The sequence below is a fragment of the Salinibacter grassmerensis genome (genome assembly GCF_947077765.1).
In the GTDB taxonomy this organism is placed as follows: domain Bacteria; phylum Bacteroidota; class Rhodothermia; order Rhodothermales; family Salinibacteraceae; genus Salinibacter; species Salinibacter grassmerensis.
In genome coordinates this window covers 861992-888055 of the sequence record NZ_CAMTTF010000001.1, presented here as the reverse complement: position 1 = coordinate 888055, position 26064 = coordinate 861992, and the positions used below count along the sequence as shown (strand labels likewise).

The 26064-nt window shown below is 66.7% G+C and carries 26 protein-coding genes and 1 riboswitch; of the genes, 20 read left to right on the top strand and 6 right to left on the bottom strand.

What is annotated here, in order from left to right; all coding sequences use genetic code 11:
• Nucleotides 1-86: 86 nt before the first annotated feature.
• Entirely contained in the window at nt 87-1709 is a 1623-nt protein-coding gene (locus OJB03_RS03400; RefSeq protein WP_263785287.1) for a tetratricopeptide repeat protein, read from the top strand.
• A gap of 33 nt (nt 1710-1742) precedes the next feature.
• On the opposite strand, the gene OJB03_RS03395 is transcribed toward OJB03_RS03400, so the two are convergent.
• Nucleotides 1743-2519, bottom strand: a complete 777-nt coding sequence (locus OJB03_RS03395) for a TrmH family RNA methyltransferase (RefSeq protein WP_263785285.1) — start codon at nt 2517-2519, stop codon at nt 1743-1745.
• A gap of 121 nt (nt 2520-2640) precedes the next feature.
• Here OJB03_RS03395 and OJB03_RS03390 point away from each other — a divergent pair, with 121 nt between their 5' ends.
• On the top strand, nt 2641-3435 hold the full coding sequence (locus OJB03_RS03390) for a hypothetical protein (protein WP_263785283.1): 795 nt from the start codon (nt 2641-2643) through the stop codon (nt 3433-3435).
• A 168-nt stretch (nt 3436-3603) separates the two neighbouring features.
• Nucleotides 3604-4329, top strand: coding sequence for an SDR family oxidoreductase (locus OJB03_RS03385; RefSeq protein ID WP_263785281.1), 726 nt, complete (start codon nt 3604-3606; stop codon nt 4327-4329).
• A 59-nt stretch (nt 4330-4388) separates the two neighbouring features.
• Here the strand turns inward: OJB03_RS03385 and OJB03_RS03380 are convergent, their stop codons facing one another.
• Nucleotides 4389-4799, bottom strand: a complete 411-nt coding sequence (locus OJB03_RS03380; protein ID WP_263785279.1) for a hypothetical protein — start codon at nt 4797-4799, stop codon at nt 4389-4391.
• Between the two features lie 222 nt (nt 4800-5021).
• Here OJB03_RS03380 and OJB03_RS03375 point away from each other — a divergent pair, with 222 nt between their 5' ends.
• From OJB03_RS03375 to OJB03_RS03295, 17 genes are all read left to right on the top strand, one after another.
• Nucleotides 5022-5636 carry an RNA polymerase sigma factor gene (locus OJB03_RS03375; protein WP_263785277.1) on the top strand — a complete coding sequence of 205 codons (615 nt, stop codon included), beginning with the start codon at nt 5022-5024 and terminating at the stop codon, nt 5634-5636.
• Nucleotides 5633-6088: a hypothetical protein gene (locus tag OJB03_RS03370; protein WP_263785275.1), complete on the top strand. Its 456-nt coding sequence runs from the start codon at nt 5633-5635 to the stop codon at nt 6086-6088. Before OJB03_RS03375 ends, OJB03_RS03370 begins: the two co-directional genes overlap by 4 nt.
• Before the next feature lie 153 nt (nt 6089-6241).
• A complete protein-coding gene (locus OJB03_RS03365) occupies nt 6242-7378 on the top strand; it encodes a TRAP transporter substrate-binding protein (protein ID WP_263785272.1) in 1137 nt (378 codons plus the stop codon).
• Nucleotides 7379-7498: 120 nt separating this feature from the next.
• Entirely contained in the window at nt 7499-8146 is a 648-nt protein-coding gene (locus OJB03_RS03360) for a uracil-DNA glycosylase (RefSeq protein WP_263785270.1), read from the top strand.
• Nucleotides 8147-8433: 287 nt separating this feature from the next.
• Entirely contained in the window at nt 8434-9144 is a 711-nt protein-coding gene (locus OJB03_RS03355; protein WP_263785268.1) for a hypothetical protein, read from the top strand.
• Between the two features lie 78 nt (nt 9145-9222).
• On the top strand, nt 9223-10182 hold the full coding sequence (locus OJB03_RS03350) for a helix-turn-helix transcriptional regulator (protein ID WP_263785267.1): 960 nt from the start codon (nt 9223-9225) through the stop codon (nt 10180-10182).
• Nucleotides 10183-10212: 30 nt separating this feature from the next.
• Nucleotides 10213-11061, top strand: a complete 849-nt coding sequence (locus OJB03_RS03345) for an alpha/beta fold hydrolase (RefSeq protein WP_263785265.1) — start codon at nt 10213-10215, stop codon at nt 11059-11061.
• 641 nt (nt 11062-11702) lie between these two features.
• The gene (locus OJB03_RS03340) at nt 11703-12092 is read left to right on the top strand and encodes a hypothetical protein (RefSeq protein ID WP_263785264.1); all 390 of its coding nucleotides are present in this window, start codon (nt 11703-11705) and stop codon (nt 12090-12092) included.
• A 98-nt stretch (nt 12093-12190) separates the two neighbouring features.
• Nucleotides 12191-12537: riboswitch (cobalamin riboswitch) on the top strand.
• Between the two features lie 216 nt (nt 12538-12753).
• A complete protein-coding gene (locus OJB03_RS03335) occupies nt 12754-14730 on the top strand; it encodes a TonB-dependent receptor plug domain-containing protein (RefSeq protein ID WP_263785262.1) in 1977 nt (658 codons plus the stop codon).
• 12 nt (nt 14731-14742) lie between these two features.
• Nucleotides 14743-15933, top strand: a complete 1191-nt coding sequence (locus OJB03_RS03330; protein WP_263785260.1) for a YncE family protein — start codon at nt 14743-14745, stop codon at nt 15931-15933.
• Between the two features lie 58 nt (nt 15934-15991).
• Entirely contained in the window at nt 15992-16534 is a 543-nt protein-coding gene (locus tag OJB03_RS03325) for a DUF6580 family putative transport protein (RefSeq protein ID WP_263785258.1), read from the top strand.
• Nucleotides 16535-16555: 21 nt separating this feature from the next.
• Entirely contained in the window at nt 16556-17500 is a 945-nt protein-coding gene (locus tag OJB03_RS03320; RefSeq protein ID WP_263785256.1) for an ABC transporter substrate-binding protein, read from the top strand.
• Nucleotides 17501-17527: 27 nt separating this feature from the next.
• Complete coding sequence (locus OJB03_RS03315; protein ID WP_263785253.1) at nt 17528-17758, top strand: (2Fe-2S)-binding protein; 231 nt, start codon at nt 17528-17530, stop codon at nt 17756-17758.
• Between the two features lie 88 nt (nt 17759-17846).
• Nucleotides 17847-18596: a PIG-L deacetylase family protein gene (locus OJB03_RS03310; protein WP_263785251.1), complete on the top strand. Its 750-nt coding sequence runs from the start codon at nt 17847-17849 to the stop codon at nt 18594-18596.
• Between the two features lie 128 nt (nt 18597-18724).
• A complete protein-coding gene (locus OJB03_RS03305; protein ID WP_263785249.1) occupies nt 18725-19783 on the top strand; it encodes a sensor histidine kinase in 1059 nt (352 codons plus the stop codon).
• Nucleotides 19784-19880: 97 nt separating this feature from the next.
• A complete protein-coding gene (gene pgl, locus OJB03_RS03300; protein ID WP_263785246.1) occupies nt 19881-20630 on the top strand; it encodes a 6-phosphogluconolactonase in 750 nt (249 codons plus the stop codon).
• A gap of 374 nt (nt 20631-21004) precedes the next feature.
• The gene (locus tag OJB03_RS03295; RefSeq protein WP_263785244.1) at nt 21005-21499 is read left to right on the top strand and encodes a co-chaperone GroES; all 495 of its coding nucleotides are present in this window, start codon (nt 21005-21007) and stop codon (nt 21497-21499) included.
• A 48-nt stretch (nt 21500-21547) separates the two neighbouring features.
• Here OJB03_RS03295 and OJB03_RS03290 read toward each other — a convergent pair whose 3' ends face one another.
• The 4 genes from OJB03_RS03290 to OJB03_RS03275 all read right to left on the bottom strand — a co-directional run bounded on the left by OJB03_RS03290 (nt 21548) and on the right by OJB03_RS03275 (nt 26040).
• Nucleotides 21548-23371, bottom strand: a complete 1824-nt coding sequence (locus tag OJB03_RS03290) for a hypothetical protein (RefSeq protein ID WP_263785241.1) — start codon at nt 23369-23371, stop codon at nt 21548-21550.
• A 17-nt stretch (nt 23372-23388) separates the two neighbouring features.
• A complete protein-coding gene (locus tag OJB03_RS03285; RefSeq protein WP_263785240.1) occupies nt 23389-24192 on the bottom strand; it encodes a protein phosphatase 2C domain-containing protein in 804 nt (267 codons plus the stop codon).
• 45 nt (nt 24193-24237) lie between these two features.
• Nucleotides 24238-25104 carry a vWA domain-containing protein gene (locus tag OJB03_RS03280; RefSeq protein WP_263785237.1) on the bottom strand — a complete coding sequence of 289 codons (867 nt, stop codon included), beginning with the start codon at nt 25102-25104 and terminating at the stop codon, nt 24238-24240.
• Nucleotides 25105-25218: 114 nt separating this feature from the next.
• Nucleotides 25219-26040 (bottom strand): tetratricopeptide repeat protein, encoded by an 822-nt coding sequence (locus tag OJB03_RS03275; RefSeq protein ID WP_263785235.1) that lies wholly within the window; start codon nt 26038-26040, stop codon nt 25219-25221.
• Between the last annotated feature and the right edge of the window lie 24 nt (nt 26041-26064).

Genomic DNA, 26064 nt, shown 5'->3' with positions numbered 1-26064 from the left:
GACGCGCCACTCGTCCCCTCGAACCTTTGCGAAGGGCGGATGTAGGCAGTGCACGCGTAATTCTTCTCACTTCCGCCTCCCGTGTGATGCGTCGTCTCGCCCGCAGCGCTGCCCTCTTCCTCCTCCTCGGCCTCCTCGCCGGTCCGGCCCTCGCCCAGCCGACCGAGTACGGCACCACCGAGTTTACAAACTCGGGCGCCGAGGCGGCCCAGGAGCCGTTCCTGCGCGGCCTGTTGATGCTGCACAGCTTCGAGTACGACGATGCCCGCGCGGCCTTCCAGGAGGCCCAGGAGATCGACCCCGACTTCGCCATGGCGCACTGGGGCGAGGCAATGACGCACAACCACCCGGTGTGGATGGAGCAGGACCGCGAGGCAGCGCTCCAAGCCCTCCGCGGCCTAGGCCCCACGCCTGACGCCCAGCTGGACGCGGCCGCCACCGACCGCGAGACGGCCTACCTCCGCACGCTACATGTGCTGTACGGCGTCGGCGCCGACGATCCGAGGAGCAAGGAAGCACGTGACGACGCCTACGAGGACGCGATGGCGGATCTGGCCGCGCAGTACCCCGACGACCTCGACGCACAGGCCTTCCACGCCCTGTCCATCCTGGGCACGGCCCACGAAGGGCGCGACTTTGCCACGTACATGCGCGCCGCGTCGATCGTGGAGGAGGTGTTCGACGCGAACCCGCAGCATCCCGGGGCGGCCCACTACCTGATTCACGCCTACGACGACCCGGTTCACGCCCCGCTCGGTCGACGCCCGGCCCGCGTGTACGCCGACATCGCCCCGGCGGCCCCCCATGCCCTGCACATGCCGTCCCACATCTTCTTTGCCCTCGGGCAGTGGGCCCGCGGCGCTTCGTCGAACGTCGACTCGTACCGGGCCGCCCGGCAAAAGAGCGACGCGGCGGGCGAGGGGCTGAGCGGCAGCGGCTTTCACGCCCTGCACTGGCTCCACTACGCGCGCCTCCAGCAGGGCCGCCACGCGGACGCCCGGGCCGTCCTCGACACGACCCAGGTGCATGCCACCGATTCGCGGGTAGGCACCGGCTACGCGGACTACATGCGCTGGTACATGCCGGTCGCCTACGTCGTCGAGACGGAGCACTGGGACCGGTACGACGCCCTCGCCGAGGCGATGGGCGTGGACACCTCCGCCCTCGACGCGCGGGGTGCCGTCACCTTGCACGCGGGTCGGGGCCTCGCCGCCGCGCAGCAGGGCACCCTGTCGGCCGCTCGCTCGGCGCTGGAGAAGGCACAGTCAGCCCTGGGCGACGATCCGTCGGAGGCGCTTCGGATTCAGGTGCTCGAGCTAGAGGGCCTGATCGCGCTGAAGGCCGGCGACAACGAGCAGGCCCTCTCGCACCTGGAGGAGGCCACGGCCCTCGAAACGGACCGGCCGCTAAACTTCGGCCCGCCCTTTCCGGCGAAGCCCGCCCCCGAGCTGTACGGCGAGGCCCTTCTTTCGCTCGACCGACCGGCCGACGCCCTGACGCAGTTCGAGACGACGCTGGAGCGCTATCCGGAGCGGGCCCGCTCGCTCTGGGGCAAGGCGCGTGCCGCGGCTCAGGCCGACGCGCCCGCGGTGGCTGAGTCGGCCCGGGCGGCCCTCGCGTCGCAGTGGGATGACGCCGACGCCTCCGTCCGTCGCCAGCTGCGGTCGCTCGCCGGCACAGCCGACGCGGAGGCGTCGCAGTCCAGGTAGCCGCATTGCCCGCCCGGCACGGTGCCCCACCGCCTAGGGCTGCTCTTGGTCTCCGAGCTTCCGCTCGATAATCTGCTCTGCGTTGTTGACGCTGCGGAGGCAGAAGCGGGCCTCAAGTCGGGCCCGCGCCTCGTCACTGAGGTCAGCGTGGTGGCCCTGGCGGTCGAGGCGATCCTGCTGGGCGTGATAGAGCGCCACGGCCGCGGCCACGGATACGTTGAAGCTCTCGGTGAAGCCCGGTAGCGGCACCTCGCACGCTGCGTCCGAGGCCTCGAGCATCGTGTCGGTCACACCCGCATCCTCGTTTCCGAAGACGAGCGCCGTGGGCCGCGTGAAGTCAAGATCCCGAATCGGCACCGTGTCCGCGTGCAGGTGCATGGCCACGACGCGGTAGCCGGCGTCTTGGAGGTGCGTCGCGCAGGCCGTCGGCGCGTCCCAGCGCCACACGTCGAGCCAGTGCTGCGCCCCCTGAGCCGTGCGCTGGGAGTGCTTGTACCGGTCGTGCTCGCCACTTACCACGTGCATGTCCTGGTGCCCCAGCGCCTCCGCCGAGCGCATGACGGCGCTTACGTTGCCGGTGTTCACGAGCCCCTCCACCACCGGCACCACGCTGCGCGTCCGGTTGCCCACGACGGTCTGGATGCGGTCCAGCCGCCGCTCCCGCATGTGGGGCCGGAGCAGTCCGACGATGCGTTCGGGCGACAGGCGCACGTCGCCGATCGTGAAGGGATCGCCCTGGACCGGCGGCGTCCCCCCCGCTGCCAGCAGCCGGTTCATCTCTTTCTCCGCGTCCACGTCGTGGTGACTCATGAATCCTGGAATGCAACCGGGCGTATTGAGATCATGTCGAGAAGCCTCTCTGAGTCTTATCCTCAGGCCCCTCGGACAAGCTGTTCGTGACACACCTCCCCTGACTCACTTCTACGCTGCCATGTTGCACCGTCGCTCGCTCGCCGTCGCCCTTTCTCTCGTTTTTTCTCTCCTCCTGGGGGCCCTGCCGGCATCGGCCCAGTCCGTCGCGTCGGTCGTCGACGACATGCAGTCCGTCTACGACCGTCAGATCGAGACGGTCGATACGTACATCGTGGAGACCAACCTCTACACCGCCTACAACCAGAAGGTCATGCAGGACGGGCGCCCGACCTACCGGACCCAGACGCAGATGAAAGGGAGCGAGGCCTCCTCGGTCACCGCCAACACCACGCCGTCGGCGGCCTACGGCATGCAGTTCGACCGACTTCGGCAGCACGCGACCTACGCGGGCACCAACACGATCGACGGCCTGCGCTGCCACGTCCTGCGGGTGGACGACCCCTCGGCGGTAAACCCTGACATGGGCAAGAACGCGACGAGCATGACCTACTACGTCGACGCCGAGCGGCACGTGCCCGTCCGGATGGTCACAGAAACCGCCGCGTCCGGGCAGGGGGGCCCGGGCCCGTCGTCCGTCGCCATCCGCTTTCGGAACTACCAGACGACCGACGGCCTCACCCTTCCGCATCGGATGGAGATCCATCTCAACGCGAACATCTCCGACGAACAGCGCCAGCAGATGCGGCGGGTGATGAAGAAGATGGAGCAGCTGCCGGAGCAACAGCGCAAGCAAATGGAAGAGATGATGGGGGACCAGATGGAGATGATGAGGCAAATGATGTCCGGCGACCCGATTGCCATCGAGGTGCAGAGCGTACAGGTGAACGCAGATGTGCCGGACGGCGTGTTTTAGCGACGGCCCGGCGCGGGCAAACCGGTTCGGCCCCGCCTCGTGCCGTACAGGCCGCGGGCCCCACACCATCCATTCCCGAAGTAATCACTCTCCAACCGGCAACCCCGCCCGGACCCGATCGATAGAAGGAGACTGTCTCATCAACTGTGTCCCAATCCTTCGTCCCCCATGGATCTGACCGACGCCGTCGCCGTCGTCACCGGCGCCAGCAAGGGCCTTGGTGCCCGCATCGCCCGCACACTCGTAACCCAGGGCGCCACCGTCTACGGCCTTGCCCGGAGCACCGACTCGCTCCAGGCCCTGCACGACGACCTTGGCTCCGCCTTCGTTCCCGTCTCGTGCGACGTCCGGAACGAGGACGAGATCGAATCGGCCTTCGAGACCGTCGACGACGAGGCCGGGCGGCTGGACGTGCTCGTCAACAACGCCGGGCTTGGGCAATTCGGCCCGGTCGACGACCTCGACACCGACGCCTTCGACGTGCAGATGGAGACTAACGTGCGGGGGGTCTATCTCTGCACCCGCGAGGCGGTCCCCCGCATGCGCGAGCAGAACGAGGCGACCGGCTTTGGCGGGCACATCGTCAACATCGCCTCCATCGCGGGCCTCCTGGGCAACCCCAACATCAGCGCCTACAACGCCAGCAAGTACGCCGTGCGCGGCTTTAGCGAGGCGGTGATGAAGGAGGTGCGCGAGGACGGCATCCGCGTGACGTGCCTCTACCCCGGCTCCGTCGAGACCAACTTCTTCGACGTGGCGGGGGTCGACATGACCGAAAATCCCCTCGACCCCGACGACGTCGCCGCAACGGTCCAGCACGTGGTGGAGGCCCCGGCCAACCACCTCATCTCGGAAGTCGTGATGCGCCCGCTTCGCCCACACCGTGAGGAGTAAGGCAGAATACAGAGCCCCTAGCGTTTGGGGAATTCCTCTTCATACATCCCGGCCTCCCGCTACAGGTCCGGCTCCCCAACTGTCTGCTCCCCAACTGTCTCACGCGTCGGGGCGTCACGGGGCGTATAGACGCCGCCGGGCCGGTCCTGGTCGTCCTGCTCGATGAGGTAGTAGCCGAGCAGGGCGACGCCGGCCCCCACGAGCAGAATCGCATAGGCCACCGGCGACTCGAACGAGATCGCGAGGAGGTCGACGAACAGAAGGCCTGCTCCGATGGCAAGCACCACGAGGCCCCACTTTAGGGCCGCCTTGGTGCTGGGCTCGAACGGCCCACCCTGCACGAAGGCCTCGGCGGCCTCCTCTGAGAGTGGGGCGTCGAGCGCCTTGCGCCGGATGCGGGTGTCCCGGATCAGCTTGGCGATGTAGGCAACCAGGGCGAAAAAGCCGAGGGGAACGAGGACTTCTTCCATGGGCAGTGGGAGAAATCAGTCAACAAATCGAGACGCTGCGCACAAATCTTCTGGCGCTGCACCCGTAGCGGACAGGCCCATCGACGGATCGGTTGCACGGGGCGATGAACCGGTTGCCTGGCCCCCGCGCGTCGGCTACCCTTCAGGACAACAGGACCCCGGACGGCCCTCGGCCGACGCGGTGCAACCCATTCGCCCTTCCCCTTGTCTCCTGGGGACGCCATGGCCGACAGTATCTCTGACATTGACGAGCGCGAGCTGGTCGAGCGAATCCTTGAGGGGGACCGCGAGGCCTTTCTCGCCTTCATCGACCGCTACGAGCGGCTCGTGAAGCATGTCGTCTTCCGCATGGTCGACGACGACCGCGACCGCGAGGAGCTCTGCCAGGATGTGTTCGTGCGGGCCCACCGCTACCTCGACGGGTTTCGGTTCGAGTCCAAGGTCTCGACGTGGCTGGCCCGCATCGCCCGCAATACGTGCCTGAATCATCTAGAGAAGAAGGAGGTCCCCCTCTACGCCGACGAGGCCTGCGCCCCCGATGGCGGAACGCCCGACGCCCGTGCGGCACTCAACCGCGTGCCCGATTCCTCCGAGGACGTGGCCGCGGCCACGGAGGGCCGGCATCAGCGCGACCGGGTGCGCGAGGGGATCCAGGCCCTGTCGGAGCACTACCGGACGGCCCTCACCCTGTACCACCTGGAGGGGATGAGCGTATCCCAGATCAGCACGGCCATGGAGAACCCTGAGGGCACGGTGAAGAGTCACCTGTACCGGGGCCGCAAGAAGCTGAAGGAGTGGTTACTGGAACGCTACCAACGCGAGGAACTCATACTATGACGGACCGCGATCGAGACCTACAGGATGCCTTCGATCGGCACCTCCGTGGGGATGCCTCGCCGCCGGAGACGGACGGCGATCCGGAGGCGTCGGCCTACGAGGCGGTCTACGCCGCCCTGGGCGAGGCGCCCGAGGGCACCCTGCCGGACCAGTTTGCCGAGCAGGTGGCCGACCGGGCGGGGCTGACTCCTGAGCCCAGCATGGGAGGGACCGAAATCGCCCTCCTGCTCCTCATTATTGCGGGGGCGGGCGCCGGCCTCGTGTGGATGCCGCCCCGCTTCGCGGGCCTTCAGCGGGGGCTGGGCGAGCTGGTGCTGTCGCTCCAGGCGCTCTCCGGGGCGGTTCGGGGCGACGTCCTCCTGGCCAGTGCCCTCGCGTTCTTTCTGACCGTGGGGCTGGACGCCCTCCTCCATCGCTGGCGCCCCGGCCCCTCTTCTTTTTCCTCGTCGTAATTGGCCCGTTGCCGCCCCTCAGACGGCGCGGAGCGTTGCCGCCTCCACTGCTTCCGCGGGAGATTCGGCGCAAAAATGTGGTTGCGAGGGGGTGGGCTGGCTCCTATACTAAACGGCCCCCTCACAGGCCCCACACACTGATCTCGTCCCTCCATGGAACGGCGCGACTTTACCCGGAAAGCCCTGCTCGGTGCCGCCGGGGCCGGCCTCCTGACCGGCTGTGGCGACGACGAATCTTCGGCGAGCGACGGCGCCCCCAACGTTCAGACCAACAATAACGTGCGGTGGCGGCTCGCCTCCAGCTTCAGCCGCTCCCTCGATACCATCTACGGCGCGGCCGAGGTGCTCTCCGAGCGCCTGAAGGCGCTTACGGATGGCAACTTCGAGATCCTCTCCTACCCGGGGGGCGAGCTGGTGCCCCCGCTCGAGGTGCTGGGCAGCGTGCAGAACCGGACCGTGGAGATGGGCCACTCGGCCAGCTACTACTTCATCGGGAAGAACCCCGCGCTGGCGTTCGACTGCACCGTCCCGTTCGGCCTCACGGCCCGCCAGTACAACGCCTGGGTCTACTCCGGGGGCGGGATGGACCTGCTGCGCGACCTCTTCGCCGACTTTAATATTCTGAACCTGCCCGGCGGCAACACGGGCACGCAGATGGGCGGCTGGTTCAACGTGGAGGTGGACGCCCTCGCCGACATGAACGGCCTCAAGATGCGCATCCCCGGGATGGGGGGCAGCGTAATGAGCGAGATGGGCGTTAACGCGCAGGTCCTGCCAAGCGGCGAAATCTACCCATCGCTGGAGCGGGGCGCGATCGACGCGGCCGAGTGGGTGGGGCCTTACGACGACGAAAAACTCGGCTTCCACGAGGTGGCCCAGTACTACTACTACCCCGGCTGGTGGGAGCCCGGGCCGGCCCTCACGTTTTACGTGAACCGGGACGCCTACGACAGCCTTCCGACACAGTACCAGGAGGCCCTCAAAACGGCCGCCGCCGAGGCGAACGTCCGGATGATGGCCGAATACGACCACCGAAACCCTGCGGCCCTGGACCGCCTGCTCGACGAAGGGACCACGGTCCGCCGCTTTCCCGACGGCGTGATGGAGCGCGCGCAGGAGGTGACGACCCAACTCCTGGAGGACAACGCCTCCGGCAATCCGCAGTACCGCAAGATCTACGAGGCCTACAAGGACGCCCGGGAGGATGCCTACCGGTGGTTCGGGACCGCCGAGATGGGCTACGCCGACTTCGCCTTTCCCCGCGTTGGCGACCCCTCCGGTTCCGCGTAACTCGGGGGCGCCCTGAACCTGAATGGGAATCAGGGGGCACTCCGAGGCGGCCAGTTCTTGGGCACTCCGCCCCCCATTGCTTCTCTTTTTTCGCTTTTCCCGCACGCCTCCGCCCCCCGTATGCTCCCTGCTGTCTGGGACCTCTTCGAGACGCACGTCTTTCCGGCCTCTTCCACCGAGGAGCGCTTCAATCCCTACCGCAACCGCCGGGACGATCTCGACGTCCCCGACGCGCCCACCCATCGCCGCGACAACCTGCGGGCCTACCTGTCGTGCTTCGACACCGCCCCGCCCCTTTTCCTCCTGCTCGAGGCCCCCGGCCCATGGGGCTGCCGCTTTTCCGGCGTGCCTGTCACGAGCGAGTCCCAGCTCACCGACCCCGACTTCCCCATCGGGGGCACCGCCACGAGCCAGAAGGACGTGCCGATCACCGAGTATAGCGCCTCCATCTTCTGGCGGGTGCTCCAGCCCGTCTTCCCCCACTTCTTCGTCTGGAACAGCCTTCCCCTCCACCCCCACGACCCGGACGACCCGCTCTCGATCCGCACGCCCCGCCGCTCGGAGGTACGGGACTGGCACGAGCCGCTCCGCGCACTCCTCGACGTCCTCGCCCCGGAGCGCACGGTGGGCGTCGGGCGAAAGGGTGAACGGGCCCTCGACGAGATCGGCGCCGAGCCTACCTATGTGCGCCACCCATCCCAGGGTGGGGCCAACAAATTTGAGGCGGGCATCGAGGACATTGTGGACGAGATGGACCTTTCTCGGTAGATGCCGCCGGGGCGCACGGCTCCGGCCCATCCCCCGACGCGCCACTCGCCACGCACCCTGCCCCTTTCCTTTCCTGCGACGGGCACACCTCTGGGTCTGGTGCGACGGACCCATCGACGACGCACAAGCGCTTCCAGGCCCCTCTCCATCAATCTTTCACGGGCTCCCCTTGACAGTTCAACCAAATTTTATTGTACGTTGGAGCAGTCTCGCATCAAAAACTGGGGTGAATGCCCCAAAACGCTCGTTCTTTTCGTCCTCGCTCCGACATATACGCAATTGCACTCGTGATCACATTTCTTGCCGTGTCGGGCCCACTGGCTGGGGTCCTAATTGGGTGGTTCATCCGTAGGCAGTCCGAACGCACGTCGCCCCAGGCCGCAACTGCCCAACGACACATCGACCACATCTGCGAGATCGACCGGCTTGTGTCTTCGGCCATGGCGTCGCTGCAAACCTACGAGAAGCGAATACTGGTGGGACGCCATCTCGACCAGAATGGGCAGGCGTCGACGAAAGAGACCAGGTCAGATCCGGGGCCTGCGAGAGGCATACCATCCCCACCGTCCGTTGCCCCCGGTCGACATCGTCCCCAGGAGCCCCTGGACGGCCAGACGCTCTTGGACATCAAACGGGACGCCGACCGGCACATTCGGGAGTGTGCGAACGCCCTCACGCGGGCCACCGCGTTTCTGGACGACGAGACGGTGTTGCGTGCCCAGGAACTGGTGGAGGCCCTCGTCGCGACCCGGGAGACGCTGGAGACGCTGGAGGCAAAACGCGACGCCTCATCTAGGCAAATGCCCGATCACGTGGCGTCGCTCCACCAATCTCGCATCCGCTTTCTCGAAACGGCCCGCGAGCGGCTGCATGTGGAGCCCTTGGGGGAGGCGATCGCAGAGCGGGTGGGGCGCCTCACCGAACAGACGTTCTCGCCCTCGGAAGTGCCCCGCCCCTACATGGCCACGGGCGTCCGACTTTCCGAAGAACGCCTATGACCCCGGGTGACACTCCGGTCTCGGGTTCGTTATCTTGGCGGGTCCGCACCATCTACGCCCCTTCCCCTTCGGCCCGCCATGACCCCGTCGGAACGCTGGCCCGCCATCCTGCTGCAGCTGGAGCCCGACGCCTGGACGCGTGCGACCGATCTGGCCCACGCCCTGGGCGTCAGCGAGCGGACCGTGTACCGCGACGTACAGGCGATGGTGGAGGCCGGGGTGCCGCTGCAAGGGGTGCCGGGCAAGGGCTATCGGCTGCCGGACGACTATCTGCGTGCCCCAATCCGACTCACGCGCGACGAGGCGGTCATGCTCGTTCTGGGGAGCGCTTACGCCGCCCGAAATTTCGGCGGGCGTTACCAGGCCGCGGCCCGGGCGGCCCGGCACAAGATTGAGGACGTGCTCTCGCCCGACGACCGGGACCGCGCGCTCTCCCTGCGGGGAAGCGTATCCCTGGTTCCCTCCAACGTCTTTGGCGACTCGACCGAGGACGGCCTCTTGCGACAGGCGCGCCACGCCCTCGTGGAAGAGCGGACCCTAACGGCCACGCTGGCCGGCACGCCCGACGACGGCCCCACCACACGGCGAATCGATCCGTACGGGCTGGTGCAGCAGGGCAGCGCGTGGCACCTCGTGGGGTACGGCCACGACCGCGACCGGGTGGTTCACCTTCGCCTCGAACGGATTCGCGGCCTGGACATGACGGGCGCCACCTTCGAGCGTCCGGCCAGCTACGGAGCGCGCTCACAGGGCCCAGCGGCCCCGTCCCGGCGACGCGTCCAGGTCGTCTTCACCGACGAGGCGGCCGCGGACGTGCGGGTCCCTTCGTCCATTAATGTGGAGTCCCGCGAGCATCTTTCCGACGACCGCCTGCTGCTCACCCTGACCGTCGACCACGTGCTCGAGGTGATGCCGTGGCTCCTGAGTTGGGGAAGCCACGCGCAGGTGCTGGAGCCGCGCGCCCTCCGCGAACGGATCGCCACGGAGGCCCGCGCCGTGGCCGACCAGTACGAGTCGGCCCCCACGCTGCTCGACTAAGCACGCCGCCGGGCCAACAATCTTTGTCCCATGCCCTCCGCCCCAGCCGCTCCGGTCCCCACACAAACCGTTCGCACTCCGAGTGGCCCCCTTGCCTACACCGACGTGGGCAGGGGGTCGCCGGTGGTCTTCCTCCACGGCAACCCCACGAGCGCCCGCCTCTACCGGCACCTCCTCCGCGACCTGGCACGGGACCACCGGTGCATCGCCCCCGACTACCTCGGATTTGGGCGCTCGGCCGCCCCGCGGGCCTTCTCGTACCGTCCCCCGGCACACGCAACCCTGATCGAGCAACTCCTTTGCTCGCTGGGGCTTTCGGATCTCACCCTGGTCCTGCACGACTGGGGCGGGCCGATCGGCATGGCCTACGCCCTCCGCCACCCCGATGCCGTCCGGCGCCTCGTGCTGATGAACACCTGGGCGTGGCCGCTTACGCACCGACCGCTGATTCAGGGGGCGAGCCGGCTGCTCGCCACTCCCCCGGGCCGCCTCGCCGTCGAGCACGGCAATGCATTCGCCCGGCTCGTCATGCCCGCCACCACCGGCGCCGGCCGTCAGAGCGACTGGATCGCAGCGTACGCCGATGCCCTGGACTCCCCAACGCGGCGACACGCCTGCTGGGCATTCGCCCGGGCCCTCCGGACCGAAACCGACTGGCTCCGGGCACTGTGGACACAGCGACACCAACTCCGGGAATGCCCGGCCCTTCTCTGCTGGGGCATGGCCGATCCGGCATTCGGCACCGAGGCGTGTCTGCGGCGCTGGCAGGATGCCGTGGGGCCCGCCGTGGTGCACCGCCATCCCTCCATTGGTCACTACGTGCCGGAGGAATTGGGCCCCGCGCTCGTTGACGTGATACGCCCATTTCTCGCCTCCTAGCCCCCTCGCGTCGGGGTGGCCCCTCTCCCATCAGGACGTCTGCCCCTCGGCAACGGCCGGGCTGGGCTCCGCACTTCCCGTTAACGACGGCAGTTCGACCGTAAACACACTGCGCTCTCCACCTCAATGGCACCCCCGAGTAGATCCACCAGGCGCTTCGTAAGGGCGAGGCCGAACCCGGGCAGGGACACGGCCAGACGCCCGCGCCCCGCTGTGGCCCGCCCCGCCACCGTTACAGCATCTCCCCTCCGGTCTGGCACATGGTCCTCGTCTGCCTCAGTTCGGACATCGGCAATGGACTCCGCCGGCCCCAGCCGGAGGCTATCCTCAGAGGTCGGACGGACGGTGCCCCATGCCGGACCAGTAATCCATAGGAATCCCCCCTCCGATAAACAGCAGGTGCCAGGCGAGCGCTCGAGACACGACAGATGCTTAGTTGGTGGGAGGTGGGCAGACGTGCCCGTTTAGTTTTCCAACTCTAAAAGCGAAGCGGGCACTCGTCGAAATCAAGTGTCCGCCCCCGTCGCCTCGAGGCGCGTCCGCCAGGAGCGCCCCCTCGCACGCTGCCCTTCGTGCAACAGGAGTGAAGTCATCGGCATATAGTGTTGGCGTCCCGACGCCCCAAACCCGGCCCTGTGCCCATGGCCCTTGTTCCCCTCGTTGCGGTCATCATGGTTTTTGCCATCCCCATCCTGGGCATCGCCCTCGCCGGATACAAGGAATGGCTCAAATTTAAGACCAAGCACCGGGAGCTGGGCAGCTCCACGCGGGAGGTCGAGGACCGAATCGACGGGCTGCAGGACCGTCTCGTCCGCCTGGAGGAGGAACGGGATGCCCTTCAGGAGCGCGTGCAGAACCTGGAAACAATCGTCACCAGCGAGGCCTGGATCGCCGAGCACGACGAGTCCGCCGACCTCTCGTCTCTGGGCGATACGGGCGACGTCCTTCTCGAGGCCCCCGACGACGAAGACACTACCCCGGGCGACACGGAGAACACCGCGAAACTGGCCCGACGTCTCCGGGGCCGGTGACGCCTTCCGCGGCCTGGACAAGCACACAAAAGATCCCGTGAAGGGATTGTGCTTTGCCGCGTCGAGCGTCTACATTGAGACTGTATTTGAAACTCGTTCTTTCACACACGTCACAGGTTCTCGCCGGGCACCTGCCGGGCGGGATGAAAAGGGAACACCAGTGCTGCCACGACGCGCGCTGAAGCGGTCAGGTCGTCTCGACGACTGCTCTTCAGTCCGCCGTCGCGGCCAGTCTGGGGCTGTACCCGCAACTGTGAATCGAACGACGGACGCGCGCCAGAGGCGATCCGCCACTGCCCGGCCGAGTGACCCCGACCACCCTTATCGGGACAGCTCGTCGTGGCGGGAAGGGGAGCCGCCGAGCGCATCCGTCAGCCATGGGTCGCCCTCTTTGCGACCTGTGGGTTCGACGAGCCAGGAGACCTGCCTGTGTGCGTGACGAGAATCCCGACCGCCATCGCGGATTCTCTCACCGCCAACAACCTCCGGGACCCGAGGCTTGTGGCGTGTCTGCCCCCGATCATGGCCCTCGTTTCCCGGCGCGTCCCATCCGTATCGGACGCCGGTATCGCCTCGCCCTCCTCTACAGCGGACGCTGGGGCATCCTCCGTGGGTCCTGTGCAGCCGCCCGAGCCTCCGTACTGAGGTAAGGGCTTTTTCTATGGCTGCATTCATCTTGCTTATCGCTTCGGCGTTCCTCCTGCCCCTCTCTGGGTGGGCCCAGGAGCCCGCTCCCGTCGACACGACACGGCGTCCGCCGGTTGTGTCGGAACCGCCGGACTCGTCCATCGCGATGTCCGTGACCCTTCCCGAAGTGACGGTGGAGGGCGTGCTGGACCGTTCCGCCTCCATCCCGACGGCCGCCCACGTCACGACGATCGACGCGGACGCCGTGGCCGAAAGCGGCGCGCAGTCGGTAGCCGATCTCTTGTCGATGCGCTCCGGGGCGTTCGTCAAGCAGTACGGGAGCACGGGCCTCGCCAGCCTCTCGATGCGGGGCATGGGCGGCACGCAGACGCAGGTGCTGCTTGACGGCCTGCGCGTCGCCAACCCGCAGACGGGGCAGGTGGACCTGTCGCTGCTTCCCACTCTCCTCATCGAGTCGGTCGAGGTGCAGCACGGGGCCGGATCGGCCCGGCACGGCTCGGGGAGTCTGGGAGGCACCGTCCACCTCCGCACGCTGCGTCCACAGACCGATCCGCTCCTCCGCGTGGCGGGCGGCGGGGGCGCATACGACGAACGGCACGTGTCGGCCCTCGCGTCGGGCGGGCAGGGCGCCTGGTCCGGGCTGGTGGCGGGCCGCTACTACCGCACGGACGACGACTTTCAGTACCGCAACTCGTTTCTGGTGCCTACGCAGACGCTACGGCGGAACGGAGCCGGCGCCCGTACCATGACTCTCTTCGGGCGGGGGACCTGGCGGGGGGATGAACAGCGGTGGCACCTGTCCGGGTGGTGGACAAAGGCGCGGCGCGGCCTTCCGGGCCCGGCCAGCGCACGCAGCGGCGGGGCCCGTCAGTGGGACGAACTGGGGCGGGTGTGGACAGAGGGCACCCTCCCCCTAGGAGCGGGGACCCTCGATCTTTCGGCACAGGGACAGCGCTCCCGCCTGCGCTACCGCAACCCCCCAACTCAAACCGACCGCACGACCGTCACGACGGCCACGGACGCGAGCGCCGAACTGCGCTATCCCCTTTCGTCCCTTGGGTCGATCACGGCAGGCACCACGGTCGGCTACGACCACGCCTCGCTGGACGGGGGCGTTGATCGGTTATCTGGAGCCACGTTCGTGGACGCAACCCTCTCTCTCGCTCCGTTTGAGCTCCAGCCAGCGATGCGGCTCGACGCCATCGGGGCGAACGGCGAGCCCACGGTCGTACCAAGCCCTCGTCTGGGCGTCCGCCTGCGTCCGTTCGACGAGATCGGCCTTACGGTCCGCGGCCTCGTGGGGCGGGCCTTCCGTTACCCCACCTTCAGCGAGCGCTACTATGAGCCGGGGGGCTCCCCTGGGCTCCAGCCCGAAGACGGCTGGACCACGGAGGGCGGCGTGTCTTTCCGTCTCGCACGTCCCAACGCCCTTCTCACGGCAGAGGCGACCGTGTTTTCGACGCGTCTGACCGATAAGATCGTGTGGCGGCCCAGTTACGTGGTGAGCGGCGTCCAGGTATGGAGCCCGTCCAACGTGTCCCGCGTCCACAGCCAGGGCCTGGAGCTGAGCCTGCGGGGGAGGCGACAACTGAGTTCTGACCTGTCTCTGTCCGGCGGCAGCCACTTCACCCACACCGAAGCCCAAAACCGGGCAAATCCCAACTCGCCGGCCTACGGGGCTCAGTTGCCCTACGTCCCCCGGCAGACGTGGAAGCTGTGGACCCGTGCGGAATGGCAAGGGCTGTCTGTCTCCGCGACGGGTCGGCTCGTAGGTCCCCGCTTTTACTCCTCCGACGAATCTAAATCGCTCGCACCGTACCGAACGGTTGACGTCCGGGCTGCCTATGAATGGGCCTTCGATGCGGGGCGGCTCGCCCTAGAGGCGCAAGTTAAGAATGTGCTCGACCGCCGCTACGAGATCATCCGGCTCTACCCCATGCCGCCCCGCCACGCGACCCTTCGACTTCGTTTTTCTTTTCCCTCTTCCTGAACTCAATCGACGATGCGTTCTTCTTCCTCGTCTTCCGTTCTCACGTCTCTTCTGAATGCGCGGCTGCGCCGCCCCGCCGTCTGGATCGCATTTCTGGCCGTCGCCGCCCTCTCGCTGACGGGCTGTGACCTCTTCGGCTCGAACGACGACGCTCTCCCTGTAGACCCAGACGTGGTGATTGGCAATTCTGGACCCGGCGTCGACGCTGCGGACGGCTCTCTTACACTGTACAATCGCGCCAACTCTACCGCCGCACCTTACGATATTGAAGTGGGCTTCATCAATAGCCTGGCTCTGCATGACGATCGTCTCTTCGTGGTTGACAACACCGGTCCCGCCTCTGGCCGGATTACGACTTTCGGCGATGACCGGTTGCAGCCGCTCGGCCAGTTTTCAAATCCGCGCGCACCTCGGCGCATCGCTTTTTCGACTGAGAACAAGGGATACGTTCCTAACCTGAGCCTCTTCGATGACGAGACTTTCGTTCCTGATACGAGCACCGTGTCCGTGCTCGACCTGCAGAATAACTCAGTGACGAAACAGATTGATGTTGGACGGTCGCCAGAGGGAATTGCCGTAGTTTCCGGAAAGGCGTTTGTGGCAAATTCTGCGGACGGTACTCTCTCGGTTCTGGATACGGAAGCGGACACCGCGACGAGCACTCTGTCTCTCGAAGGCTGCCCTAGTCCGAAGAGCGTGTTCGTGGACGGTGAGGATGAGGTGACCGTGGTTTGCCAGGGGAGCGCAGATCGGTCCTCCGAGGTTCTATTCCTCGATCCGAGCGCCGAACAAGTCGTAAATCGAGCGGAGCTCGGTGCCCCTGTTGGATCGGCGAATGCCACCCAGTCAGCCTACTACTCAGAGGAGGCTGAAGAGTTGTACGCCGTCAGTGGTGTCGAGACGTTCGGAAACAGCGAGCTACCGGGCACGGGTGAAATCTTCCGTGTAAATACGAACACCAACACGCTGGATGCGACCTTGGAGGTTCCGCAGGATGACGGATTAGTCAATATCACTGCGGTCGGGTACGACGACGTGAATCAGAATCTTTACGTCACGCGTCTTCCCGTAGGCCCCGACGATGGCCCCGATTTTGAGGCAAAAGGTGCAGCAATAGTACTCGATCGGGAAGGGAATCAGGTCACTCGCTTCGAGACGGGTATCGCTCCAGCCCATATCATCTTCCTGCGCGACCGGCAGTAGGTTCTCTGCTCGTTTTAGTGTGCCTCTGCTTCTGTCGGCAAATATCTACTAGGCTCCCATGCTAACTCGCGATCGTCTGGTTCGCTTCGCCGTCCTGACCGGCATCGTCCTGCTCGCCGCAGCCGCCCGCCTGGTGCCGCACCCGCCCAACGTCACGCCCATCGCCGCGCTGGCCTTGTTCGGCGGGGCGCACTTTGCGAACCGGTGGGTCGGCCTCGGCGTGTCGCTCGTGGCCCTGTTGCTGGGCGACCTCGTGATTGGCTTCCACGCGATGGTGCCGTTTGTGTACGGCGGATTCGCGGCCATCGGCGTGCTCGGCTTTGGGCTTCGGGCGAATCGAAGCATGGGGCGCGTCGCCGGGGCCACCGTGGCCGGGTCGCTGCTGTTCTTTCTGGTCACGAATTTCGGGATGTGGTGGCTGTTCGACACCTATCCCCCGACGGCCTCCGGCCTCTGGGCCTGCTACGTCGCCGGACTGCCGTACCTCGCCAACAGTCTCGCGGGAAATGCCGTGTACGTGGGGGTCCTGTTTGGCGGTGTGGCTCTGCTGAAACGAGGAGTGCCGTCGCTCCAGTTGGACTCGGCGACCGCCCCGGCGTAACCCTCACTGCCCCTTTTTCCCATGCCCCGGATTGTATCGCTCATTCCCAGTGCCACCGAGATCGTGGACGCCCTCGGCTACGGGGACGACCTGGTGGGGCGCTCGCACGAGTGCGACCATCCTCCTGGAGTGGAGGCACTGCCCGCCCTCACTGCCCCGAAGGTGCCGCTCGAGGGGTCGAGCCGGGAGATTGACGACCGGGTGCGCACCCTCCTGGATGAGGCCATGTCGGTCTACGACGTGGACGAGGAGCGGCTGAACGCCTTGCGCCCGGACCTCATCCTTACCCAGTCGCAGTGCGAGGTGTGCGCCGTGTCCCTGCCAACGGTCGAGCAGGCGGTGGCCGACCGCATGGAGGGCGACCCGACGGTCGTGGCCCTGGAGCCGCGGTCCCTGGCGGACGTGCGCGACGACATCCGGCGCGTGGCCGAGGCGCTTGGCTGCCCTGAGCGTGGCGACCGGGTCGTCCGCCGGATGCGCGACCGGATGCAGACGACCTCGAACTCAGTGACGCCCGCCGACACGGCCAACCGCCCCACGGTCGCGGCCCTGGAGTGGATCGATCCGTTGATGGGGGCCGGGGGCTGGGTCCCGACGCTCCTGGAGGCGGCGGGTGGGACGCCGGTCTTCGCCCATCGCCGCGGCGACCTCGACGCCCTGCACGACGCCGACCCGGACCGCGTCGTCGTGATGGCTTGTGGGTTCGGCCTGCCCCGGACTGACACGGAGATGGACGTTCTCCGGACCGACCGGCGGTGGGCCACCCTCCGAGCCGTCCAGGCGGGGCACGTATACCTGACCGACGGGAATCACTTCTTCAACCGGCCCGGCCCGCGCCTGGCGACCTCGCTGGACATTCTGGCCGAGATCCTCCACCCGGACCGCTTCCACGCCGCGTTCGATCGCTCTTATCGAGAAACGGCCTGGCGGAACGACCCGGCCCCGGTTCCCTCATCGACTCAGTAATTCTTTCTTATCCTCGTCTCTTCTACGATGACCATCGACCGCTGCTACTGTTACGAGCAGACGTTTGCGGCCCTGAAGACCGTGGCGGAAGAAACGGGGGCGGACTCCATCGGCGAGCTTCAGGCCCACGTAACCTTCGGCGAAAACTGCCAGCTCTGCCATCCCTACGTGCGCCGCATGTTGGAGACGGACCAGACTGTTTTCCACGAGGTCATCGAGGAGGACGAAGATTCCGGTACAGGGCCCGCCTCTTCTTAGTATAGTCTGCGTGCCCCCCGCGGCAACCAAGCGAGCAACTCGTGCATAGGAGAACGCGTGTTGTCTCTTGAAACCCCCTCCTGCCCCGATGGCATCCCTGCTGTACGTCTTTCCGCACCCCGACGACGAGTGTTTTGGCCCCGTGCCCGCCCTCGCCCAACAGCGCCGCGCGGGACACGAGGTGCACCTGCTCACCCTCACGCGGGGCGAGGCAACGTCGCAACGGGAGCGCCTCGGGTACTCAAAAGAGGAAATGGCGGAGGCGCGTTACCAGGAGATGCAGGGGGTGGCGGCCACCCTGGACGTCAGCTCCCTGACTGTCCTGGAGTACCCGGACGGCGGGCTCGCCGAGCTCAATCCGCTGGTGCTGGAGGACGAGGTGATCGCCCACATCCACGCCCATGAGCCGGACGTGGTCGTCACGTATCCCGTCCACGGCATCAGTGGACACCCCGACCACCTCGTGTCCCACGCTGTTGTGAAGCGCGCAGTGTGTGCCCTTCGCCGGGACGGGGCGGCCTTTCCCCGCCGCCTTGCCTTCTACACGCTCCCCCCTGCCCCCGAGGACACGGATCGGCCTCCTCACCTCGGGCACTCGCCCCCGGCGCTCATCGACTGCCAGCTTCCAATCCGGGACGAGGACCTGGAGACGGGACGCGAAGCCCTCCACTGCTACGAAACCTACCGCCCCGTCATTGAGGAGCACCGCCCCCTCGACACCGTCGGCGACCACGTGTCGTTCGAGCTGTTCGCGGAGGCCCACGATCCGCCCCTGTCCTCACTCGTCGACCGCCTACCTACCCGCGACGAGGAGGAAGGGCTCCCCACCACCCCGTAACGCCTCGCCGGAAACGGTTTTCGGTTTGTTAACGCCTCCGGCCCCGAAACAGCGGAACGCGAAGCTGGGGCAAGGAAGTATGACCCGAACCGATCTCATTTTGGGTTTCCGACAGCTCCACAGAGTCCGTGTCGTTCGTTCCACGGCTTCCTCCATTCGTGAGTCGCCTGGGCCTCAAAATTGGAGGCGCGGCGGGCATCGTTGCCGGGGGGGGCGCGGTGCTGGGGACAAACCTCTCGGTCGAGGGCGCCGCCCTTCTCGGACTGGGCACCGCCGTCCTCGTCTACGCCACGAGCCACATCTGGCTCCACCGCCGCCTCCGTCACCTCCAGTCCGTGCTGCACGAGATCCGCACCCACGAGTTTGACGCCCAGACACCGCCCTCCGGCCCCCACGGCGATGAGCTCAGCACGCTTCTCTGGGAGGTCTACCGCACGGGCCAGAGCCTGGAGACCGAAATCCAGGAGCTCAAGGAGATGGAAAGCTACCGGCGCGAGTTTATCGGGAACGTGTCCCACGAACTCAAGACCCCGATCTTTTCCGTTCAGGGCTTCGCCGAGACGCTGCTGGACGGCGCCCTCCACGACGAGTCGGTAAACCGCACGTTCCTCAAAAAAATCCTCCACCACGCCAACCGCCTGGACAACCTGGCCCGTGACCTCTCGACCATTACCAAAATCGAGACGGACGAGTTGGACATGTCGAACGAGGCGTTTAACGTGATGGAGCTGTTCGACGCCGCGGTCGAGTCGGTCGAGATTCGAGCCGAGGAGAAGGGCATCATGCCCCGCCAGAAGGTCGCACCGGACCTTCCCCAGGTTTACGGCGACTTCGACCGTCTCCGCCGGGTGCTCGTGAACCTGGTGGACAACGCCATCAAGTACAACGAAGAGGACGGCACGGTACAGTTGGAGGCCGAGGTTCAAAACGACGAGGTCGTGATCCGCGTCGTGGACGACGGCATCGGCATCTCGCCCGATCATCTTCCCCGCCTCACCGAGCGCTTCTACCGCGTGGACAAGAGCCGATCCCGCAATCAAGGCGGAACCGGGCTGGGTCTCGCCATCGTGAAACACATCCTGGCCGCCCACGATCGCGAACTTCACGTCGAGAGCGCCCCCGAAGAGGGCTCCACGTTTCATTTTACCCTGCCGACCTCGCCCCAGCCCAGCCTGCAGCCGGCGTGAGTCGTCCCGAATGCTGTACTCATCCGGGCCGACTGAGGCCTGCCGCCAGGCTGCCGAGTGAGTCCAGCCCTTCGTTTTCCTAAATCCGCACATCTGCATGTCTCAATCGCCCGCGTCTGTCGTTCACCGGTTTCCCGACCTCGAAGCCCTGAGTCGGGCGGCGGCCCAAGACCTGACGGCAGACATCCGGGAGACCCTCCGCTCTCAGGACCGCTATGCCCTCGCCCTGGCGGGCGGCAGTACGCCGCGGCGCCTCTACGAGCTTCTCGCGGCGGAGGCCGAGGCTCCCCTGCCCTGGTCCCAAATTCACCTGTTCTGGGGGGACGAGCGGGTCGTCCCTCTCGACCATCCCGACAGCAACGCCCGAATGGCGACCGACGCCCTCATTGATGCGGTTCCCATTCCGGCCGACCAGGTGCACCCCATGCCGACCCACCTGGACTCCCCCGACGCGGCCGCCACAGCCTACACGGAGACGCTTCGGCGCCATTTCCCCGACCGCTCCACGACGTTCGATACTATTCTTCTCGGCCTCGGGGGCGACGGCCACACGGCCTCCCTCTTCCCCGAGACCGGCACACCCGAACAGCGACGCGCCGACGAGGAATGGGTCCGGCCCGTCACCGCTCCGCCCCGCCACGAGATCTCCCGCCGTCTGACGTGCACCCTGCCGGTGCTCAACGGCGCTCGGCGCGCTGTTTTTCTCGTCGCCGGCGAAGGAAAAGAAGACGCCCTCACCCGCGTGCTCGACCGGGACGACTCCTCCCTGCCGGCCGCTCAGGTGCGTCCCCGTGCCACGCTGCTCTGGTACGTGGATGCGGCGGCACGCCCTCAATCCTCAGGATGAGGGCCAGCGCAGCCTCGTCCGCTTTAATGCCCTTCGGACTCGCCCACTGCCCTTCGCACTCCGCTGCGACCCTCTCGTGAGACGCGATATCTCTTCAGAATAAGCTATGAACTTACAATGTGCCCAGTTTGAATAAACACGACGGGCTTGTACGTTTGGAACTGACAAACCCATTTTTCCCCACCACTTCTGGTCCCTCCACCTCCACCATGGAGAACCCGATTGACCGCACGATCCGGCTGATGGCCATTGCTGCGGGCGTTGTGAGCCTTCTTGTCTACGCCGTTTTTCAGTTCGTCTAGCGAAGGACATCTCGGTTCGTCCGGGTCCGGCGCCAAGGGTACGTATGGTTTTTGTGCAAACCCTGTGGGAGCATGAACCTGCGCCCGACGGCCTCGTTAGGTCTGTCGTATTTTTTGCTCCGTTCCCTCTACGAGTTCACGCCTTTGTTTATGGCGGACCTGCTTGTCGTCGGCGATCGCGTTCTCATCGAGCCACAGACTGGCGAAGACAAGACGGACACTGGTCTTGTTCTCCCCGCGTCGGTATCTCAGCAAGGAGAAGTGCTGAGCGGGCGGGTCGTAAAAACCGGCCCGGGCTACTTGACCCAGAACCCCGAGTATAGCGAGAGCGAAACCTGGAAGGAGTCCGAAACGCCCGTCCGGTACCTGCCGCTCCAGGCCGATCCGGGCGACTATGCCTTCTTCATGGGCAACGAGGCGATCGACCTGCGCTACGAGGACACGAACTACATGATCGTCCAGCACAACGCCATTCTTGCCCTCGTGCGCGGCGACGACACCCCCGAGGAAGAACCGTCGGATACGACAATCGACGACCTAGAGGACCTCTGGGACGAGGATGAGTAGTTCGGGAGGACCGTCCCCCTGGCGGTGCGTTCCCCCTCGCTCCGGCCTCTACTCCCACCACGGGCGGTCGTCCTCAACTGGCTCCGGGACCGGCGCGCGATCAGGAGGCGAGTCGGCTTCGGAACGTGGCGCGGGCGTGGGGGGCCCTTCTGCCCGGTCCGGTAGCGTGTCGATCCGAAGCAAGTAGCGCACGTAGCGCCCGACGCTCAGGTCTGGCATCTCGTCGAGCCGCTCCTCAATGCGCTCGCGCTCCGTCCGCTGCGTCTGACTCTTCTCACGGGTGCGGGCGATCTGTTCGTCAAGATCCTCGATCCGGTGCTCAATGTAGCGTTGAAGGCGTCGCTCCTGGGCCGGGGACAACGCGTCCGGAATCTCGTCGGTGTACTTCTCCTCCAGCGCCGCCCGCCACATCTTGAGCCGAGCGCGGGCCCGGTCGCTAATGCGGCGCACCTTTTCGACGGCCTCCGGCGTGACCTCCGAGGCGGTGCGGAGATTGGCGGCCTTCAGCCGCACGACGTGCTTGTGGGTGAGTCCCTCGACATTCCGTACCTCCTCGACAAAATGGTGCTTCAGCCGGTCGTGGAGCACCTTTGCCTGGATCTCCCGCAGCCGCTCCTGCCGCCGCTCGTCCATCGACGTGCGCAACTCCGCGCGCTTCTCCTGGAGGCTCTCGACCTCGCGTTCGAGCTCCCGGATCGCAGACGCGAAGCGGCCGGCCTCCTGCTCCAGCCGGCGCCGACGCCGGACGAGGGAGAGACGACGGTACCGCGTCGCGACTACCCCCACCCCCACACCCATCCCGACCAGAAGCACCCCGGCGGCGACGAGGAACCATCCCACTGCGGCCAGTCCAAGAGCAATTCCCCCACCCCCAATCGTCGTGGGCAGGAAGACGCGGGCGACTGTGCTCCGCTCGGCCGCGTCGCGCCCCTGCCGCGCCCGTGACCGGGAGACCGAGACTTGGCTTGGCTCCAGGCGTCCCTCCCGCACGTCCGCCAGCGGCGGCACGTCGGCGGGCTCCACGTAACAGGCCGTCCGCAGCGCGTCCGTCAGTGCCCGAAGGGACTCAGTCTGGGCCAGGGCGTCGAAGAGAGACGACTCTTCGGGGGCGTAAAAGTCGGCGTCGCGGAAGAGCAGGTTTTCTCCGGTATTGTACTCGTCCCACAGCTCGGGCCGGGCGGCACAGGCCCGCAGGGCGGTGTAGACGACGAGGCCGGAAAACCGATCAAGGGCAGGCCCAAAGTCGGCGTCGGTGCGGTCGGGGTGCTGGTAGTTGCGGTGCCCCACCTCCGCACTCGCCCGTCCCTCCAGCGCCGGGACATACATGGTATCGTAGTCGACGAGCCGGAGCCGCAGCGCCTCGCCCGCCGTCTCCACCAGTACGTTCCCGTGCTGAAGGTCGCCATGGGCCAGGTCCATTCCCTCCAGGTCCGCCATGAGGCGGGCCCAGGCCTCGACCAGTCGGTCGAGCACGCCGGGCCGGTCGAGGTGGTCGTCCACGAACCGGTTTAGGGTCGTGCCCTCGGTCCACTCCATCTTGAGCAGTGGATACGCGTTCCCGCGCACCGAGATGCCCTCCGGCTGGTACGCAAACTCAACGAACGCATCGTGGTCGGCCGCTTCCAGGGCCTCAGCGACGGCCTCATACCGGGCGTGCTGGGCGGGCATCTCCGACAGGAAGCACTTGGCCGCATACCGCCCTCCCGTTGCCGTCGTCACCGGGAAGACGGCGGCAAACGACCCGGTGATGGGCTGCGGCAGGCCGAGCGGATTGGTGCGGGGCGTGCTGTCCTGAAGCTCGGAATCCGAAAACGCGACGGCGGGGGCCTGAAGCGCCTCCTGGTACTGACTCGGGGTGGGGTAGCTCGACATGACAGGGCGTCTCGTCCCTACGAGTGGTTTATCGGCGGTGCCACCGCGTCCTGGTCGGAGGGCGGCGTTTCGGTGATGTGTGCGACGAGAAGCGTGGCGTCGTCGTTGCGAAGCGTGTTCTCGGTGCGCCCGCGCTCCACGGCTCGCCGAAACTGCTCCTCGTCCCAGGCCCCGACCGTCGCGGGCCCGACGGGGGACTCCACACCCAAGAGCCATGCGGCGAGGGCGTCGGTGGCCAGCACGAAGATATCGCCCGCACTCCACTCCCCCGAGGCAGCCTCGGGCGTGGGCAGCGTTTGGCTCGGGCGGCTGGGCACGAGGGCAGGGCGATTCGTAAAGGTCTCGCCCGGGTCGAAGGGCCAGCTCCGCACGAGGGCCTCGCCCCGCACCCGAAAGAGGCAGCAGTCCCCGACGCCCACGGCCCGCCACTGCCCCCCGGCCCGCAGCGATAGGCCCAGCAGCGTGGCAAAGGCCCCCTCTTCTGCTTTGGCCTCCACGTACCAGGGACGCCCCTCGACGCGCCCACGAACCGCGTCCCGCCACTCCGCCTGCCACTCCGGCACGGCGCTGCGAAGGGCATCGGGGGTGGTCGCGTCCTGTTCCACCACGCCCCGCGTCAGGCGCTCGGCCCATGCCCCAGCGAAGGCCGACTCCGTCGCCCCGTCGGCCACGGCGGCCCGGACCGGCCACGCGTCGGACCGGACGGACGCCGCGTCCTCGTACGTGTCCATGTCCTCATCCCCCTTCGAGACGGCCCAGACACGGGCCTCCACCGTCAGCGAGTCTCCGTCCGACGAATCGGGCCGCGAGGTGGCGCTCATTGGCGCTCGTCACCAATCTATAGACTGGGCGAAACGGTTCCTCCCTCACCGCAAGTTGCTCGGCCGCGTGCCGATTTCCAGGAACGTGACGAGCGAAACCGGATCGGCGTTGAAGACGAACCCACGCGTGTCGAGCGTCACGCTATAGCCCTCCTGCTCAGCGGCGGATCGCATGGAGAACGGCAGGCGGCTTGACATCTGAAACAGCACCTCGGCGTACTCGTCGTCCTTCGGCACCTCGTCGGTGGTCGAGGGAAGCTCCGCCGGCGCCTCTTCCGAGGCCGACAGGTGGATATTGAAGAGCAGCACCTCCCCGTCGTCGGTCGCAAAGGAGCGGAGCTCTTGGGCGTAGCGGAGCGGGTCGCCGTCCGTGGCCTCTCCGTCGGTCACGTTCAGCACGATGGGCGGAAAGCTGTGCGGGTGCTGGTCGATCCAGTCGCGCACGGACTGGGCCGCCAGGTCAAGCGCCTGACACATTGGCGTTCCGTTCTTGGCCTGCGGATCGAACCAGATCGGGGTTTTGACCCGCGTCTCCGTCGTGCCGCCGTCTCCGTCGTCCACCTCCTTCACCCGCTGCTCCATGCGCTGGGGACGATCGGCGAGGTGACTGATGGGGACGAGCCCGGTGCCAGGGTCGTACTCCTCCGTCGGCTGAACCAGGCGCTGTACGCGCTGCCCATAGCCGATGACACCAACATGGAAATAGTCGCGCACCCCCTCCTCCTTGGCGCACCGCAGCACCAGATTCTGCAGGAGGTCGTTCACCGTATCGGCCAGCACACGGGCCCGGCTGGGAGCAGCGTCGCCCGTCTTCTCCGCCCCGCCGAACGGCTCCTGCATCGACGCCGACTGGTCGAGCAGAAGCAGGATGGCGGTGGGCTGCTGACGGCTAATTTCGGCGGAGTACGGCATGCAGGCAGGTGATTGGGCAACGGCAAGCAATAACTCAGAAGTGGCATTGACCGCCCCTGCCGACGTTCCAGACGCACTGTTAAAAACGCTCGATGTAAAAACGATTGACGCCCTCTACTCAAGGTCGTCGAGCAGCCGGCGCGCCTCGTTCTTGTACGCCGGGTCGAAGGGCTCCTCGGCCGGTCTCTCAAGGACCGCCCGCAGTTCGCGCCGGGCCGCGTCCGGACGATCCATCTGCAAGTAGGTCTTGCCAAGCTCCAGGTGATGGAAAATTCGGTTCTGTAGCTCCAGGGCTCGCTGAAAGTCCCGAACGGCCTGATCGATTGAGGACTCGGGCAGCCCGCCGTACACGGTCTTGACGATGGCCCGCTGGAAGAAGCCAATGTCTTCTACCTCGCGATGCCAGCGGCCCCGCGTATGGTAGGCCCCGTCGAGCGTCGAGTCTATGGCGAGGGCCCGGTCCGCGTGGCGCTTGACCGCGCGGGACCGTTCGATGCGCTCGCGGGTGCCGGCATCCAGGGCCGCCCGCCCCTGTGCCACCGCCATCGCCAGGTGGGCCCGGGCGCTGGTCGAGTCCGTCGCCAGGCCGTCCTTTGCCGCGTCGAGCGCATTCTCGTAGTGCTGAGTCCGAAGGTCCTCGTCGTCGGTGGACCGTCCGAGATCTGTATAGGTGTACACGAGGCGCCACAGCACCGGGACCCGCTCAGGGTGTTGCTCGCGCAGCGACTGCAGACGCTCCTGCGCGGCCTGAAAGGCACCCGCCTGGCGGAGGCTATCGACCGCGACAAGGGCGCTCTCAAGCTCCGGGTCGGCTGTGTCGGAAGACTGCGCCCGCGCCGACGACACAAGCACGGTTCCCAATACCCCCCCCGCCAGGACGAGTCCAAACACCTGCGCCCAGAGCACCGACGGTGGGGTTCCAAACGAACGGTTCATGGCATGGAGAGACCATCTACGACT

What these genes read in the sequence shown, in the direction of transcription:
- OJB03_RS03400 (WP_263785287.1), top strand. Translation starts at nt 87, where the DNA reads ATGCGTCGTCTCGCCCGCAGCGCTGCCCTCTTCCTCCTCCTCGGCCTC.
- OJB03_RS03395 (WP_263785285.1), bottom strand. Translation starts at nt 2,519, where the DNA reads ATGAGTCACCACGACGTGGACGCGGAGAAAGAGATGAACCGGCTGCTG.
- OJB03_RS03390 (WP_263785283.1), top strand. Translation starts at nt 2,641, where the DNA reads ATGTTGCACCGTCGCTCGCTCGCCGTCGCCCTTTCTCTCGTTTTTTCT.
- OJB03_RS03385 (WP_263785281.1), top strand. Translation starts at nt 3,604, where the DNA reads ATGGATCTGACCGACGCCGTCGCCGTCGTCACCGGCGCCAGCAAGGGC.
- OJB03_RS03380 (WP_263785279.1), bottom strand. Translation starts at nt 4,799, where the DNA reads ATGGAAGAAGTCCTCGTTCCCCTCGGCTTTTTCGCCCTGGTTGCCTAC.
- OJB03_RS03375 (WP_263785277.1), top strand. Translation starts at nt 5,022, where the DNA reads ATGGCCGACAGTATCTCTGACATTGACGAGCGCGAGCTGGTCGAGCGA.
- OJB03_RS03370 (WP_263785275.1), top strand. Translation starts at nt 5,633, where the DNA reads ATGACGGACCGCGATCGAGACCTACAGGATGCCTTCGATCGGCACCTC.
- OJB03_RS03365 (WP_263785272.1), top strand. Translation starts at nt 6,242, where the DNA reads ATGGAACGGCGCGACTTTACCCGGAAAGCCCTGCTCGGTGCCGCCGGG.
- OJB03_RS03360 (WP_263785270.1), top strand. Translation starts at nt 7,499, where the DNA reads ATGCTCCCTGCTGTCTGGGACCTCTTCGAGACGCACGTCTTTCCGGCC.
- OJB03_RS03350 (WP_263785267.1), top strand. Translation starts at nt 9,223, where the DNA reads ATGACCCCGTCGGAACGCTGGCCCGCCATCCTGCTGCAGCTGGAGCCC.
- OJB03_RS03345 (WP_263785265.1), top strand. Translation starts at nt 10,213, where the DNA reads ATGCCCTCCGCCCCAGCCGCTCCGGTCCCCACACAAACCGTTCGCACT.
- OJB03_RS03340 (WP_263785264.1), top strand. Translation starts at nt 11,703, where the DNA reads ATGGCCCTTGTTCCCCTCGTTGCGGTCATCATGGTTTTTGCCATCCCC.
- OJB03_RS03335 (WP_263785262.1), top strand. Translation starts at nt 12,754, where the DNA reads ATGGCTGCATTCATCTTGCTTATCGCTTCGGCGTTCCTCCTGCCCCTC.
- OJB03_RS03330 (WP_263785260.1), top strand. Translation starts at nt 14,743, where the DNA reads ATGCGTTCTTCTTCCTCGTCTTCCGTTCTCACGTCTCTTCTGAATGCG.
- OJB03_RS03325 (WP_263785258.1), top strand. Translation starts at nt 15,992, where the DNA reads ATGCTAACTCGCGATCGTCTGGTTCGCTTCGCCGTCCTGACCGGCATC.
- OJB03_RS03320 (WP_263785256.1), top strand. Translation starts at nt 16,556, where the DNA reads ATGCCCCGGATTGTATCGCTCATTCCCAGTGCCACCGAGATCGTGGAC.
- OJB03_RS03315 (WP_263785253.1), top strand. Translation starts at nt 17,528, where the DNA reads ATGACCATCGACCGCTGCTACTGTTACGAGCAGACGTTTGCGGCCCTG.
- OJB03_RS03310 (WP_263785251.1), top strand. Translation starts at nt 17,847, where the DNA reads ATGGCATCCCTGCTGTACGTCTTTCCGCACCCCGACGACGAGTGTTTT.
- pgl (WP_263785246.1), top strand. Translation starts at nt 19,881, where the DNA reads ATGTCTCAATCGCCCGCGTCTGTCGTTCACCGGTTTCCCGACCTCGAA.
- OJB03_RS03295 (WP_263785244.1), top strand. Translation starts at nt 21,005, where the DNA reads ATGAACCTGCGCCCGACGGCCTCGTTAGGTCTGTCGTATTTTTTGCTC.
- OJB03_RS03290 (WP_263785241.1), bottom strand. Translation starts at nt 23,371, where the DNA reads ATGTCGAGCTACCCCACCCCGAGTCAGTACCAGGAGGCGCTTCAGGCC.
- OJB03_RS03285 (WP_263785240.1), bottom strand. Translation starts at nt 24,192, where the DNA reads ATGAGCGCCACCTCGCGGCCCGATTCGTCGGACGGAGACTCGCTGACG.
- OJB03_RS03280 (WP_263785237.1), bottom strand. Translation starts at nt 25,104, where the DNA reads ATGCCGTACTCCGCCGAAATTAGCCGTCAGCAGCCCACCGCCATCCTG.
- OJB03_RS03275 (WP_263785235.1), bottom strand. Translation starts at nt 26,040, where the DNA reads ATGAACCGTTCGTTTGGAACCCCACCGTCGGTGCTCTGGGCGCAGGTG.